At 62.6% G+C, this 14,237-nt stretch carries 13 protein-coding genes; 3 read left to right on the top strand and 10 right to left on the bottom strand.

Annotation, left to right across the window (positions count from 1 at the left end):
* Positions 1 to 8 precede the first annotated feature (8 nt).
* Genes AC0IW7_RS21490 through AC0IW7_RS21470 form a run of 5 tightly spaced genes read right to left on the bottom strand, consistent with a single transcriptional unit; the run spans position 9 to position 3,877 of the window.
* A complete protein-coding gene (locus AC0IW7_RS21490) occupies positions 9 to 836 on the bottom strand; it encodes a DUF2797 domain-containing protein (protein ID WP_471820717.1) in 828 nt (275 codons plus the stop codon).
* Positions 833 to 1,093 (bottom strand): DUF1315 family protein, encoded by a 261-nt coding sequence (locus AC0IW7_RS21485; protein ID WP_122451247.1) that lies wholly within the window; start codon positions 1,091 to 1,093, stop codon positions 833 to 835. Before AC0IW7_RS21485 ends, AC0IW7_RS21490 begins: the two co-directional genes overlap by 4 nt.
* A 27-nt stretch (positions 1,094 to 1,120) precedes the next feature.
* Positions 1,121 to 1,987 (bottom strand): rhomboid family intramembrane serine protease, encoded by an 867-nt coding sequence (locus AC0IW7_RS21480; protein ID WP_471820871.1) that lies wholly within the window; start codon positions 1,985 to 1,987, stop codon positions 1,121 to 1,123.
* Between the two features lie 22 nt (positions 1,988 to 2,009).
* The gene (locus AC0IW7_RS21475; RefSeq protein ID WP_471820715.1) at positions 2,010 to 2,987 is read right to left on the bottom strand and encodes a metallophosphoesterase; all 978 of its coding nucleotides are present in this window, start codon (positions 2,985 to 2,987) and stop codon (positions 2,010 to 2,012) included.
* Positions 2,987 to 3,877, bottom strand: a complete 891-nt coding sequence (locus AC0IW7_RS21470; RefSeq protein ID WP_122451244.1) for an NAD(+) kinase — start codon at positions 3,875 to 3,877, stop codon at positions 2,987 to 2,989. The genes AC0IW7_RS21475 and AC0IW7_RS21470 overlap by 1 nt, the downstream gene beginning before the upstream one ends.
* Before the next feature lie 131 nt (positions 3,878 to 4,008).
* Here AC0IW7_RS21470 and AC0IW7_RS21465 point away from each other — a divergent pair, with 131 nt between their 5' ends.
* Complete coding sequence (locus tag AC0IW7_RS21465; protein ID WP_471820713.1) at positions 4,009 to 4,956, top strand: DUF1853 family protein; 948 nt, start codon at positions 4,009 to 4,011, stop codon at positions 4,954 to 4,956.
* 178 nt (positions 4,957 to 5,134) lie between these two features.
* Here AC0IW7_RS21465 and AC0IW7_RS21460 read toward each other — a convergent pair whose 3' ends face one another.
* From AC0IW7_RS21460 to AC0IW7_RS21440, 5 genes are all read right to left on the bottom strand, one after another.
* Complete coding sequence (locus AC0IW7_RS21460; protein ID WP_471820712.1) at positions 5,135 to 6,244, bottom strand: cyclic nucleotide-binding domain-containing protein; 1,110 nt, start codon at positions 6,242 to 6,244, stop codon at positions 5,135 to 5,137.
* A 9-nt stretch (positions 6,245 to 6,253) separates the two neighbouring features.
* The gene (locus AC0IW7_RS21455) at positions 6,254 to 7,210 is read right to left on the bottom strand and encodes a 1-aminocyclopropane-1-carboxylate deaminase/D-cysteine desulfhydrase (RefSeq protein ID WP_471820710.1); all 957 of its coding nucleotides are present in this window, start codon (positions 7,208 to 7,210) and stop codon (positions 6,254 to 6,256) included.
* A 3-nt stretch (positions 7,211 to 7,213) separates the two neighbouring features.
* The gene (locus AC0IW7_RS21450; RefSeq protein WP_122497234.1) at positions 7,214 to 8,581 is read right to left on the bottom strand and encodes a coiled-coil domain-containing protein; all 1,368 of its coding nucleotides are present in this window, start codon (positions 8,579 to 8,581) and stop codon (positions 7,214 to 7,216) included.
* 231 nt (positions 8,582 to 8,812) lie between these two features.
* Entirely contained in the window at positions 8,813 to 9,253 is a 441-nt protein-coding gene (locus tag AC0IW7_RS21445; protein WP_471820708.1) for a nuclear transport factor 2 family protein, read from the bottom strand.
* Between the two features lie 186 nt (positions 9,254 to 9,439).
* Positions 9,440 to 11,476, bottom strand: coding sequence for an oxidoreductase (locus AC0IW7_RS21440; protein WP_471820706.1), 2,037 nt, complete (start codon positions 11,474 to 11,476; stop codon positions 9,440 to 9,442).
* A 224-nt stretch (positions 11,477 to 11,700) separates the two neighbouring features.
* Here AC0IW7_RS21440 and AC0IW7_RS21435 point away from each other — a divergent pair, with 224 nt between their 5' ends.
* Positions 11,701 to 12,738 (top strand): carbon-nitrogen hydrolase family protein, encoded by a 1,038-nt coding sequence (locus AC0IW7_RS21435; protein WP_471820705.1) that lies wholly within the window; start codon positions 11,701 to 11,703, stop codon positions 12,736 to 12,738.
* A 3-nt stretch (positions 12,739 to 12,741) separates the two neighbouring features.
* Positions 12,742 to 13,779 (top strand): AraC family transcriptional regulator, encoded by a 1,038-nt coding sequence (locus tag AC0IW7_RS21430; RefSeq protein ID WP_471820703.1) that lies wholly within the window; start codon positions 12,742 to 12,744, stop codon positions 13,777 to 13,779.
* Positions 13,780 to 14,237: the final 458 nt, after the last annotated feature.

The following is a 14,237-nucleotide window of genomic DNA, read 5'->3' as shown; positions in this document are numbered from 1 at the left end:
CCTTACGTTCAGGAATGCACGGCCAGTTGGTAGGCCGTGTATTTGCGGATATTGATAACGCCGGTATCGAACATCAGGTATTGGCCCTTGATGCCCAGCAGCGTGCCTTCGGCGATGGGGTCTTTATCCAGATTAAAGCTGGTTATCTTGGCCGGGTACGCCTCGATCGGATACGTGATCTCGATGGGCTCAACGTCGGTCAGCGCCTGAATCGCCTGCAAGCCAAAGCGCTGCTGCAAGCCGAGCATCCCTTCGGCGCAGGCGGCGAATATCTGCTCGCGTACGGCCTTGAGTTCGACCGGCGCGGCGTGGCTTTTCAGCAAGGCGCGCCAGTTGGTTTTGTCGGCCACCTGGGTGCGCAGCAAATCTTCGACGAAACCGGATTGCTGGCGGGTGCTGACCCGCATGATCGGCAGCGCCTGGCTGGCGCCCTGGTCGAGCCAGCGGGTTGGCACCTGCGTGGCGCGAGTGATGCCCACTTTCACGCCCGACGAATTGGCCAGGTACACGATGTGATCGGTCATGCAGAACTGCGCCGCCCATTCCGGCTCGCGGCAGGTGCCGGCCTCATGGTGGCAACGCTCGGGGCTCATCATGCAGGTGTCGCACTGCGCCAGCTTGGTCATGCACGGGTAGCAATACCCCTGACTGAAGCTGGTTTTGGTTTTGCGCCCGCAGTGGCTGCAGTGAATCGCACCCAAATACTCCAACCGCAGGGTCTTGCCGATCAGCGGGTTGACCGGAATTTCGTCATCACCCAACCGAAACGCGTACTGCACCGGCGCGCCCAGGCGGGCGGCCATTTTGCTCAAGGCACCGCGACCCAATTCACTCAATGGATAGCGTCCGACTTAAACAGAATGTTCGGCACGGTTTTCGATTTCGAGCTGCATTCCTGCACGGCCATGTAGCCGGTGCGCTGGTCTTCCGGCAGGTTTTGCAATTCCCAGGCGATAACCGCCTGCATGCTCAGTTCTTTCTGTTCCTGGGTCAGCTTGCGCCCGTCCGACCACTTACCAATTTCCACGGCCAGCTTCAGGCTTTCGTAGATATCCGGGGTGATGTTTTCAATCATTTCAGCAAAGGACGACATATTCGCCTCCAAAAACAAAGTCGCAGTTTAACGACGACGGCGCGCCAGTGCACCGCCCAACAGACCGGTGAGGCAGCCCATAACCAGACCGCCGACATGAGCGCCGTTGGCGATGGCGCCAATGCCGGCCACCTCGGTGATGCCGCTCATGCAGATGACCAGCCAGATCAGCATCATCACCACCACGCCTTTGGGTAAGTGGTAAGCACGATTTGGGGCCAGCAATTGGTAAATCCAACAGTGGCCGAGCAGGCCGTAGAGCACGCCCGACAGACCGCCGAAAATTGACGGGCCTGCCCACCAGAACTGCGCCGCGTTCGAGGCCAGGCCGAACAGCAGCGTCAGGCCCAGCAACGCGAAGCCGCCTTGGTACGACTCGATACGCCGCCCCAGCTCCCAATACCACATGCCGTTCATGGCCAGATGAAGAATGCCGAAGTGGATGAAGATCGGCGTGATCAGCCGCCAGTATTGGCCGGCAGCCAGGGTGTCAGGCCAGGGAACAAACGTGGCGTACTCACCGGACACGTGAAAATCCATCCAGCTCAGCCAGCGGATGGCGTCGAAGTTGTCGCCCAGCAAGGTGATGCCTGCGACGATCAACGTCAGCACCATCATTAAGGTGGTCAACGGGCTCTGCCGCAGCTGCGCGACAAACCCGACCTTCACCGGCTTTTCCTGCTCCGGCAACTGCAACCGCTGCTCGGGATCGCCGTCCGGATACTGCTGATACAAACCGCGCACATCCGCCGCCAACTGCTCGCCGGGCACCCACAGCACCTGCTCGCCCGACTCCTCGCTCACCCGGTGCGGCACCTGCAAGCGCTGCAATAGCTGAACGAAGCCGGCCAGATTGACGCTCACGGGCAGGCGCAACACTTCAACCGGGTTCATGGCGTTACTGCTCGATGCCGTATTACTCAACGGGAACCTCCGGGCGCTCGACGTCTACCCAGGCGAATTTATTCGGATCGATGCGGGTTTCCTGATCCATGCGATACGCCACCAGCTTGCCGTACAGCACGGCGCTGTAATCGAGGCAGGCCAGGTTCGGCCGAATCGGCGCCGGCCGGCCTTTGCGCCAGTAGTGGCCGACAAACAGCGGCGGCTCTTTCGGGCCGTAGCGCAGCAATTGGGTTTTCTCTTGCGGGGTTAGCGGCGTGCGCGCCACGTCTTCGGGCAAGGCGTCGGGCTGGAAGACGATATCGCCGTAGGTTTGCGGGTCTTCTTCCCAGAATTTGGTGCGGAAGAACGCGCGGGTATAGCCGTCACCGCTGGTCAGCGTCAGGCCATCGGGCAGGCGCATATCGGTGCCGCGCAGCAAGCGGCTAAACACTTTGTTGGCAAAACTGCCGGGCACCGCCGAGGCCTGGATAAAGGCTTCATCGACGCGCCCGTCAGGGTGCTGAGTGCGCAGCGAGTCGATCAGGCCGGCGTCCCAGCAGGCGTGCACCACGCGAAAATGCCCGGCGTCGATAAACAGCGGCAGCTCGTAAAACCAGCGCTGGAATTCGCGCCACTCGTTGGGATAGGCATCGAATTGCGCCAGGCTTTGGGTAATCAGGCGGGCGTTGCGCGGCGTGTGCTCGCGGACGAACTGGCGGCCGCTGCCGGGCGGCGCCGGCGTGCTCCAGCCGAGGGCGTCGAATTCGTGGTTGCCCATGATGCACAGCGCCTGACCCGCTTCGACCATATCGTGCACCATGTGCAGCGCCTCGCGAATACGCGGGCCACGGTCGACGATATCGCCGAGGAAAATCGCCATACGCCGCGGATGACGCCACACGCCGCCCTGGCGTTGATAACCGAGGCCGTCGAGCAGGCGCGCCAAGGTGTGCGCGCAACCATGCACGTCACCAATCAAGTCATACCCGCGCGCCGGATCAAGTTCCATCAGTCGTTACCGCCCCCGAGGCGACTGCCCCAACCCAACTTGGTCCGGCAAACTTCGTAATAGTTGTGGTCCAGCGGATGAATCAGGCGCAGTTTCTGCGGCTTCTTGCTGACAATCAGCGTGTCGCCTGGGGCGCAGGTGAAATGGTTCTGGCCGTCGCACGACACCTGCGGATAAATCTGCATGTCTTTTGAGGCGACAATTTTCAGCTCGCTGTTGCCGTCCACCACAATCGGGCGGCTGGACAAGGTGTGCGGGTACATCGGCACCACCACAATGGCGTCCAGCTTGGGATGCATGATCGGACCGCCTGCCGACAAGGCGTACGCGGTGGAACCGGTGGGCGTGGCGACGATAAGGCCGTCGGCCTTCTGGCTGCACACGAACTGGCCATCGATGTGCAGCTCGAACTCGATCATGCGCGTCGACTTGCCGGGGTGCAGCACCACATCGTTCAGCGCATCGCCCTGGCCGATCACTTCGGCGTGACGGCGCACTTCGGCTTGCAACAGGAAGCGGTTTTCCACCAGATACTGGCCGTCGAGCACTTCGGCCACTTTGCTTTCCAGCTCGTCGGGGCGAATGTCGGTGAGAAAACCGAGGCTGCCCCGGTTGATGCCCAGCACCGGCACATTGAACTGCGCCAGGGCGCGCGCGGCGCCGAGCATGCTGCCGTCGCCGCCGACCACAATCACCAGGTCGCAGGCTTCGCCCAGGCTTTTGCGCGACGAGGTTTGCAGGCCATGGCCAGGCAACACCTCGGCGATGGTGTCCTCGAGGATCACGTGCAACTGGCGCTCGATAAGCAGTTTTTTCAGGCGGCGGATGGTGTCCAGCACCTGCGAACTGCCCAAGCGGCCAATGATGCCGATATTGCGAAATTGCTCCATGAGGCTCCTGGCAGACGCTGGCAGAAAATGAAAAAGACGCCCTCTATCCAGAGAGGTGAGTTCAATTATGGGCGAAAGCGGCGGGCCAAACCAAGGCGCACTTCACCCCAGCGACCCGCTATGCTCGCACCATGACGCTTTTTCCCACGCTCACCGCCCTGCCCCAGCACCTGCACCAGCCCGCCGTGCGCGACCTGGCCTGGGTGCTGCTGTCGCCGCCACTCATGGACCCGGCGCATTGCCGGCAACGTCATCCATTAACCGCCAGCACCTGGGCCGCCGCGCCTGAGCGGTTGGCCGACTGGCTGCAACAACTCGACCGCGACCCTGCTGCGCTCAGCACGTGGCTGGCGCAACACAGCATCCGGCGTTTGGGTTTGTATTACGAACGCCTCTGGCAATTCGCCCTGATGGCCGCGCCCGGCGTGCAACTGCTGGCCGCCAACCTGGCGATTCGCGAGGGCGGGCATACCTTGGGTGAGCTGGATTTGCTGCTGCAAGACGATGACGGCGTGCACCACCAGGAACTGGCCATCAAGCTCTACCTCGGCCCGCAACACGGCGATGGCCGCAACGCCCACGAATGGCTCGGCCCTGGCAGCCAGGACCGCCTGGCGCGCAAGCTCAGCCATTTGCTGGACCACCAACTGCCGCTGTCTGCCACGCCACAAGCGCAGGCGGCGCTGGCCGAACTTGGCATTGCCAACGTGCAGCCGCAACTGTGGCTGGCGGGTTATCTGTTCTACCCCTGGCCCGGCCACAGCCAGCCGCCCGCTGGCGCGCTGCGCGAGCATTTGCGTGGACGTTGGCTGCATCGCAAGGACTGGGCCGCGTTTGCGGCTGAGCATGAGGGAACCGGGCTATGGCAGCCGATTCCCCGGCAGACCTGGCTGGCGCCGGCGCGGGAACAGGCTGAGACGGTGTGGACGGCTGAGCGGTTTGCGCAGTGGTTGGGGGAGCTGGAGGTGGATGCGCAGGCGCAGTTGTTGGTGCGGTTTGAGCGAGATGGGAGTGGGGATTGGCGGGAGGCGGAGCGGGTTTTTTTGGTGGGGGATGGGTGGCCGCGGCGGGGTGGGTGAAGGGGCTTGGTTCTCGTCGTTCGCCGAGGCATCACCGCTCGACTCGAAATTCTGGATTCCCGCTCTCGCGGGAATGACGGTGTTCTCTACAAAAACCTCCGTCATTCCCGCGAAAGCGGGAATCCAGGCTCGTTCAGGCAGCCTCGCTTCCCGACCGCACCTCGAACCCAAAAAAACCCTACCGACTCCGCTCCGTCCTCCCCCCCGACCGCGCCAAATACCCCGAGCCGCTTTCACACAACAACCCGTCACGCAACACCGCCGGCAACGCATTCAACCCGTCACGCAACGCATAAGCGTTAAACCCCAGCTGCGAGAGCAAAAACACCGCACTGGTGCTGCGCGTACCGCTGTCGCAGTAGCACAGATAGGTGCGGGTTTTATCCAGCAGCCGCGCCTTCAGCCGCAGCAGTTGCAGCGGCATGTTCAGCGTTTCCAGGGCGTGGCCGCGTTCGTATTCTTCTTGCAGGCGCACGTCCAGCCACTGCGCGCCGGCCGATAGCAGCCGCGCGGCTTCGCCGAATGACACCTCGTCGACAATCGGCGCCTTGAGCAGGGAGAAAAAATCCTGGCGGTCCAGGCGCAGCACCACGCCGTCTTCGAGCATGGTCACCGTGGCGTTGCGCGGCTGGTCGGCGAGCAAGGCTTCTTCGCCAAAGCAGGCGCCCTCTTCCAGTTCGGCCAGTACCTGCTTTTCACTGCCGGCACTGCGCATCACTTCCGCGCGGCCGCTGTTGAGGAAAAAGCAGCAGTCACCGGTTTCGCCTTCGCTAAGCACGGTGCTGCCCGCTTTCAATTCCAGGCGCTGCAAGCGGTCGAGCATGGCGCGCACGTTGGGTGGCGGCACTTTGGCGAATAGCGGGTTTTGCAGCAGGCGCTCCAGCCACTCGACATCGCCGCCGCGTTGGCCCAGCTCCAGCAACAAATCTTGGTACGCCAGGCGCCAGGTCAGCAGGCGCGTCAGGGTCGCGCTGTCGAGCACCAGAATGCTGATGTCGGTGAGCGCCCGTGCTTCGTGCAGGCGCGGCAGGTTGGGTGACACGGGATGGCAGCTGGCTTCGCTGCCGGCCTGCAAGCGCTGCTTGCGGCCGTCGGCGTCGGTCAATACCAATTCGCCGGCCAGCAGGAAATACGTAACCCGCGCCTGGTCGCCCGCCCTGAACAATAGCTGCCCGGCCAGCATCGGCTGCGGCACCAGTTGGCTGCGCAATTCGCGCCACTGCTGTTCCGACAGCACGTTGAGCGGCGTCAGGCTGCGCAGTTGCTCAAGGTTCAGGGGTTCACTCATGGAAGGCGGCTACTCATGAAAGGGCTGGTGCAACGGGCGGGCAATGTTCACTGGCGTGGCGCGGCGGCCCTGCAAACCGCCAGTGTGGACGAACAGCAGGCGAGTGCCGCGCGCCACGTTACCGGCCGCCACGTGCAGGCGCAACGCCATTAGCGCCTTGCCGGTGTAAATCGCTTCCAACGGCAATTGGCCCTCGCGTTCAGTCTGGCTGATGAATGCCGTTAGCGCTTCATCGACCTTAGCAAACCCTGCTCGGCTCGCTTGCAGCACGTCGTACCCGTCACCTGTGTAACCAGCCTGCTCGAAGATGTGCCGAAGGTTAGCTTCCACACCATGCCCCTCCGGCACCGCCGACGCCCCGTACACCAAGCGCTGGCCGCCCTCAGCCAGCACCAATCCGGCCAGCGTGGTGCCAGTACCGACGGCCAGCCACCAGGCGTCGAAGTCATCCCAGCCGATGCTCGCCAGCTGCGCCTGCACCATCTCGCGCAGGCTCATGCAACCCAGCGCGCCGGGCAAGCCGCCACCACCCTCGGGAATCGGGTAGAAGCCGGGGTATTGAGCCAGCCACGGTTGCCAAAAATCCGGCTGATGCCGTTGCCGGTAGCCGCCGTAGCCAAGCCAATGAAGCGTCATGCCCCAGGCTTGAAGGTCGCGCACGGTCGGAGTGTCAAGCGCATCGCCGCGCAGCAGACCCACCGTGGCGAAACCAAAGCGCTGGCCGGCAGCGGCCAGGGCATGCAAGTGATTGGAATGGGCGCCGCCCAGGCTGATCACCCCGCGTGCGCCAGCCGCCGCAGCGGCGTCGAGGTGGTGGCGCAACTTGAACCATTTGTTGCCGCTGATCAGCGGGTCGATTTCATCCAGGCGCAGCACGGCCACATCAACGCCGGCTTCGTGCAGCCATGGCGTGACCAGGCGCTGAAGCGGCGCCTGGGGTGACCAATCGGAAACGTCGAGGGACAAGGGTTAGCTGACAGTCCGCAGGCGGGCGCCGGCTTTGTGGCGGGCGCAGCAGTTGGAATCGCCGATGACAAAGCGGCTCGGCGTATCGATGCGGTCCAGGGGAATGCCGCAGCGATCACCGTTCGGCAAGCTGGCGTCGCAGCTGGGCTTTTCGTAATGGGCCAGCCACTGGCGGTATTGCGGCTCGGCGACAAAACATTTGGCCGCCGCGTAGGCCATGGGGTTGTCTTGGTAGCGGGCGATGTCTTGCAGCGGAATGGTCAAGTGGCCGGCGCCCGGGTGGTACACCACAAACACCACGCCGAGTTTCGACAGGCGCTCCAGAATCTGCTCGCCGCCCTGACTGGCAAAGGCGTCGCGCTCTTTCTTGAGGCGCTCGACTTCTTCTTCGAGCTGGGTATCCAGTTCGTTGCGGTAGGCCAGCTCGACGTCGCGAATGGCGATCTGCTCTTTGTACTCGACCACAGCGGAGGAAATTCGCGCTTGCAACTCGCTGTCGAATTGAGCGCGCAGAATATCCGCCTCGGCACGCCCGTGACGCTCGATGGCGCGCAGTTGCTCGGTCATTTCCTCGCGGTTTTTCTGAAAGGTGTCGGCCTGGGCGGCCAGCTGCGATTTCAGGCTGACGTTCAATTCTTCTTGCTGGCGCAGCGCCTGATGCAGGCTCTGAATCTGCCCGAGCATGGTCTGGGTGTCTTGCGCGGCGGCGAGCTTTAGCTTGGCCAGCTCTTCTTCGTACTGCTGGGTTTGGCTGCTGATGCGCAGGCGCTGCTGCTTGATGAGCTGAGCGGTTTTGAGGCGGTGTTCCTGCTCGATTTTCTCCGCCATCTGGTCAGCGGCTTCTTTGGCCGGATCCGGCGCGTGCCACTGATCCTCTGGCGCCAGTTGCAGACGCTCCGGGGCAACGCTCTGGCCGGAGTCGTCTTCCACCAGCAAGCCGAGCTGATTACGTCGCACGGTATCGCGCAGCAGCACCAGATCGTTCTGACCCGGCACCAAGCTCGGGTCCCACAAGTGCATTTGATGCCACGACACCGGGCACTGGCTGCGGCAGGCCAGGCGGATGGGACCGGCGCCCAGGTCCGGGCCACGGCCAGAGCGCTCGGCCAGGTGGCGCAGCGGAATGTTCCAGCCGCTATCGGGCGAGCCGCGTTCGTCGAAGTCGAGGAAGAAAAACACCGCCGCGCGTACCAGCAAGCGTGGGTTGATCAGCACGTAGGCCACGCGCATTTGCTGATCTCTGAACTCGGGCATGTTGACCACGCCGTCGAGCAAGGCCTCGAATTCGGGGTACAGCATTTCTTTGCAGATGCCGCGTTCACTGAAGAACATCACGGCTTCAACCATTTGCGGCTTGATCTGCATGCTCATCAACGAACCCCTAAGCCAGATACATGGCGACTTTCGCGCTTATGAATACGCTCGAATTTTTCTGCGCGCACGGCGAGAAAGTAGGCGTATTCCTACATTTGGCTCAAGTCTAGGGTAAAAAGTATCGACGGCAATGTGACTGGGTTGGCAGTCACCCATGCCGGGCGCCTGGTGAGCAGGCGCTGACATGAAAGTGTGACGGAATCGGTACAAGCGGTCAGGTTTGCGGCATTAAGCCGAGGCTTTGGCCTTGGCCAGGAACGGCGCCAGGCGTTTGCCCATCTCATCACCCAGCGCTTGCAGGCCGCTCATGGGGCGAACCATGACCTCGAAGTCGACGATTTTGCCGTCTTCATTGAAGCGCACCATGTCGATGCCCTTGAGCTGGCGCGCGCCGACCGTGGCGCTGAATTCCAACACCACATTCAGGCCGTCGTCGCTGACCAGTTCGCGGTGGTATTCGAAGTTTTCGAACACCTGGATCACCGTGTTCAGAATCACGTTGACCACCTGCGCGCCCTCGTACGGGTTGTAGGCCATGGGCGAACGAAACACCGCCTTGGCGTCGAGCAACTCGGGCAAGGCCTTGAGGTTTTTGCTGGCGATCATCTGATGCCACTGCTCGAGGGCAGCAGTGACGGCGGGGTTGGAACTGAGGGTGGAAGTGGTCATGGCAACTCCTTTTTTGTTTTTGGATTTTGTGGGAGCGGGGATGACGGCAATCCAAAAGAAACCACCGTCATTCCCGCGCAGGCGGCGGTCCGACGATTCGGAATCCAGAATTGTTGGGGAGACGAACATCGCTGCCCTCACCCCAGCACTCTCCCGCAAGCGGGAGAGGGAGCAAATCGCGGTGGATTACAGCCCTGCAGCCAAACGGGAACCCTGGTTGATTGCGCGCTTGGCATCCAGCTCCGCCGCCACGTCCGCGCCGCCAATCAAATGCACCACTTGCCCGGCCGCTTCCAGGCCTTCCTGCAGTTCACGCAGCGGGTCTTGGCCGGCGCAGATGATGATGGTGTCGACCGGCAATAGCTGCGGCTCACCTTCGGCGATGCGGATGTGCAAACCGGCGTCGTCGACGCTGAGGTATTCGACGCTGTTGAGCATCTGCACATTCTTGTTTTTCAAGCCGGTGCGGTGGATCCAGCCGGTGGTTTTGCCCAGGCCATCGCCCACTTTGCTTTTCTTGCGTTGCAGCAGGAACACCTCACGCGCCGGGGCGTGAACTTCGGCTTTGATGCCGGCGATACCGCCGCGCGCTTCCAGGGCTTTGTCGATGCCCCACTCTTTCCAGAACGCATCGCGGTCCTGGCTGGTGGCGTCGCCTTGGTGAACGATGAATTCCGACACGTCGAAACCAATGCCACCAGCGCCGATCACGGCCACCTTCTGGCCGACGGGTTTGCGCTGCAAGATGGCGTCGAGGTAGTTGATCACTTTCGGGTTGTCGATGCCTGGAATCGCCGGCGTGCGCGGGGCGATACCGGTGGCCAGAATGATTTCGTCAAAGCCGCCGTTAACCAGGTCTTCAACGCTGACGCGGGTGTTCAGGCGCAGGTCGACGCCAGTGGTTTGCAGCTTGCGGCCGAAGTAGCGGATGGTTTCGTAGAACTCTTCTTTGCCGGGCACGCGCTTGGCGATATTGAACTGGCCGCCGATTTCGCTGGCCGAGTCGAACAGGGTCACGCTGTGGCCGCGCTCGGCCGCCACGGTGGCAGCAGAAAGCCCCGCCGGGCCGGCGCCGACCACGGCAATTTTCTTCACGGCAGCGGTGGGAATGTAGTTCAGCTCGGTTTCGTGGCAGGCGCGCGGGTTGACCAGGCAGGTGGTGAGCTTGCCGCCGAAGGTGTGGTCCAGGCAGGCCTGGTTGCAGCCGATGCAGGTGTTAATTTCGTCGCTACGGCCTTCAGCGGCCTTGTTGACGAACTCGGGGTCGGCGAGGAACGGGCGAGCCATGGACACCATGTCGGCGTCGCCATCGGCCAGCACTTGCTCGGCCACTTCCGGGGTGTTGATACGGTTGGTGGTGATCAGCGGAATGCTGACTTCACCACGCAGTTTGGCCGTTACTTTGGTGAACGCTGCGCGCGGCACTTTGGTGGCGATGGTCGGGATACGCGCTTCGTGCCAGCCGATACCGGTGTTGATGATGGTGGCGCCGGCTTTTTCGATGGCCTTGGCCAGGGTGACGATTTCGTCCCAGGTGCTGCCGCCTTCCACCAGGTCGAGCATCGACAGGCGGTAAATAATGATGAAGTTCGGGCCTACCGCTTCTCGCACGCGGCGCACGATTTCCACCGGCAGGCGCATGCGGTTTTCGTAGCTGCCACCCCAGCGGTCGGTGCGCTGGTTGGTGTGGGCGGCGAGGAATTGGTTAATGAAATACCCCTCGGAGCCCATGATTTCCACGCCGTCGTATTCGGCGACCTGGGCGAGGCTGGAGCAATTGACGAAATCGGCGATCTGCTTTTCGATGCCCTCTTCGTCCAGCTCATGGGGCTTGAACGGGTTGATCGGCGCTTGAATGGCGCTCGGCGCTACCGATTTCGGGCTGTAGGCATAACGGCCGGCGTGGAGGATTTGCATGCAGATTTTGCCGCCCGCTTCGTGCACGGCGCGGGTAACAATGCGGTGCTGCTCGGCTTCTTCCGGGGTGCTCAGCTTGGCCGCGCCGGAGTAAACGCCGCCTTCTACGTTCGGGCCGATGCCGCCGGTGACCATCAGGCCGACGCCGCCCAATGCGCGCTCGGCGAAGTAGGCCGCCATGCGTTCGAAGCCGCCCGGTTTTTCTTCCAGCCCGGTGTGCATGGAGCCCATCAGCGTGCGGTTACGCAGGGTGGTGAAACCCAGGTCCAGCGGGGCCAACAGGTGGGGGAATTGAGCGGCGGTCATAGATAGCTCCACATCGAGGGTTAATGCACGGAATGCCGCTGCCTCATGAATCCGGCTTTGTGTTCAAAGCGTGGGCGGCGGTCAGTTGTGAGCAGACGATAAAGAGCGCGCCGCGCCCTCTCAATGATCCAAAGTGACAAGTTATTGATCCAAACGCGCAGCGCGACTTGGCAAGCGCGGTTCGGCCCCCTACCCTTATGGCCTAATTTCACACCCCGACGACCATGCGCAGACTATTTGGCAACGCCCTCGCCTCTTCCACCATCGTTCTGCTGGGCGCTTATGCGCTGTGGACCGATTTGCCGTCCGAGGCCCATTACCTGTCCGACCTTCGCAGCGAAGTGGCGCTTAATCAGGGCCAGCCGGGCACCAGCGGCAACCTGCTGGGCATTCAGCCGCTGCTGTATTCCGGCGATTACCACAGCGCCGACTTGCTGCGCTTGAAGCTCGCCGCCTACCTGCACAAAGCCAACGAAGCGGGCTTGCTCAATGGCAAAACTGTCGCCGTGCTGCCCGAACATATCGGCACGGGCCTGGTCATCAGCGGCGAGAAAGTCGAGGTGTATCAGGCGCACACGGTCAACAGCGCGATGGCCTGGCTGGCAGCAAGCAATCCACTGAAACTCAGCCGCGCGCTGCTGTTCGCCAAAGGTGAGAACCGCTTGCACGACGCCCTGCTGCGCATGAAGGGCGAGCACATGGCGCGCGACTACCAAACGGTGTTTGGCGGCCTGGCCAAAGACTTCGGCATCACCTTGGTGGCCGGCTCGATCGTGCTGCCCGAGCCGAGCGTGGAAGACGGCCAATTGGTGGTCGGCAGCGGCCCGCTCTACAACGTCAGCCTGGTGTTTGGCAGCGACGGCGAGCCGCTGGGGCAGCCTCAACGCAAGGCCTTTCCCAGCGCCGATGAGCTAGGTTTCATCGCCGCCGCGCCGAACGCGCCACAGGTAATCGACACACCGGCTGGACGCTTGGCTGTGGTGCTGGGCAGCGACAGCGAGCGCGCCGATGCGTTTGCCGAGCTGAGCAAACAAGGCGTGCAGGTGCTCGCCGTTCCAGCGTTCCAGATCAGCCATAACGAAACCCATACGGCGCCGCCAGTGGACGGCAGCAGCGCACGCCTGGGCATGACGGTTTTTCTCCATGGCCAGTTCTGGAACCTGCGCAGCGATGGCCAGAGCCTGTTGATGCAAGACCAGGCCGTGAGCACGCTCGACGACAGCGGCGGGCCCGGTGGCCGGCTGCTGAATATTTGGCTGTAGGCCATGAAGCCGGTACGGGTTCGGCTGGGGGATTTGTCGGTCGGCTTTGTGCATGGCCTGGCAGATGCCGTGCGCCATGCCGGGCATGATCCGCTGCCGTTGCTGGAGCAATACGGGCTTGACCCGGCGCGCCTGGCCGAGGCGCGGGCGCGGTTGTCGATTCCGCGCTACATGCGTTTGGGCCATGCCGCGATTCAACTGACCGGCGACTCGGCACTGGGCTTGAGCATGGGCGTGCACACCCGTCTCAGCCAGGTTGGGTTGGCCGGCGTCACCGCCGCGCAAGCCCCGACCGTGCGCGAGGCAGCCCGCGCCCTGATTCGCTTCGAGCCGCTGTACGCCTACAACTACCGTGGCCAATCGAGCTTTCACGAAGACACCCGTGGCGCCTGGCTGCGCTTCTACTCGATCAACCCTTATAACGCCTACAACCGCTTCGTCGTCGACTCGGTATTGGCCGGCTGGGCGGCGCAACTGGGCGCGTTGGCCGGACAGCGTCTGGACGTGGAAAAAGTCGACATCGAATTCCCCGCCACGCCCTATGCCGAACGCTACGGCGAGCTGTTTGGCTGCGCCGTGGAGTTCGCCAGCGACACCAACCAACTGCGCCTGAACCAGGCCACGCTCGCACTGCGCAACCCCGAACACTGCCCGAGCACGTGGCGGCACTTGTTGGACATTTGCGAGCGAGAACTGGAGCAACTGACCCGCACCCGCAGCCTGCGCGAGCGCATCAGCCAGTTGCTCGGGCCGCTGCTAAACGGCCGCGAGCCGGACCTGGAGGAAGTCGCCAACCGCCTGCAACTGCCGACCTGGACCTTGCGGCGCAAGCTGGCAGAGGAAGGCACGCAATACCGCGCCATCCTCAACGACACCCGCCGCGATCTGGCCATGGCGTATATCCGTGACACGGAATTGGCGTTTGGAGAAATTGCGTATCTGCTGGGATTCGCTTCGGCGGAGGCGTTCCAACGGGCGTTCAAACGCTGGAATGGGCAGACGCCGGGGGAGTTCAGGAAGGCGCAGCGTAAGGCGGGGTGAACGCGTTTTGCCCGGCCCTCACCCCCAGCCCCTCTCCCGCTCGCGGGCGAGGGGAGCCAATCGCCTTTCTGCTGACTAACGCGATTTGCTTTTAGTCCCCTCGCCCCTCGGGGAGAGGGCTAGGGTGAGGGGGGAAGCCGGCGCAGATTTAAAGCTCTGTAGCGTCTTCCACTAATTCAGCCGGCTCATCCTGCTCAGCGGCGCGGTATTCCAACAACTCTTCTTGGTACTCGTCCATTTGCTTGTGCTCGCTCTATTTTCGTTCGGGTTAAGGCCAAGCCTAAAACCCGCAGATGACTAACAGATGAACGAACCCAAGCGGCCAATCATTAAATCGCAGCCAATAAAAAACCCTTGGACCTTTCGATCCAAGGGTTTCGTATATGGCGCAGCGGACGGGACTCGAACCCGCGACCCCCGGCGTGACAGGCCGGTATTCTAACCGACTGAACTACCGC

The organism is Pseudomonas sp. AC229, assembly GCF_979254655.1.
The sequence above is the reverse complement of the archived record's forward strand: the minus strand, read 5'-3'. Positions and strand labels throughout refer to the sequence as shown.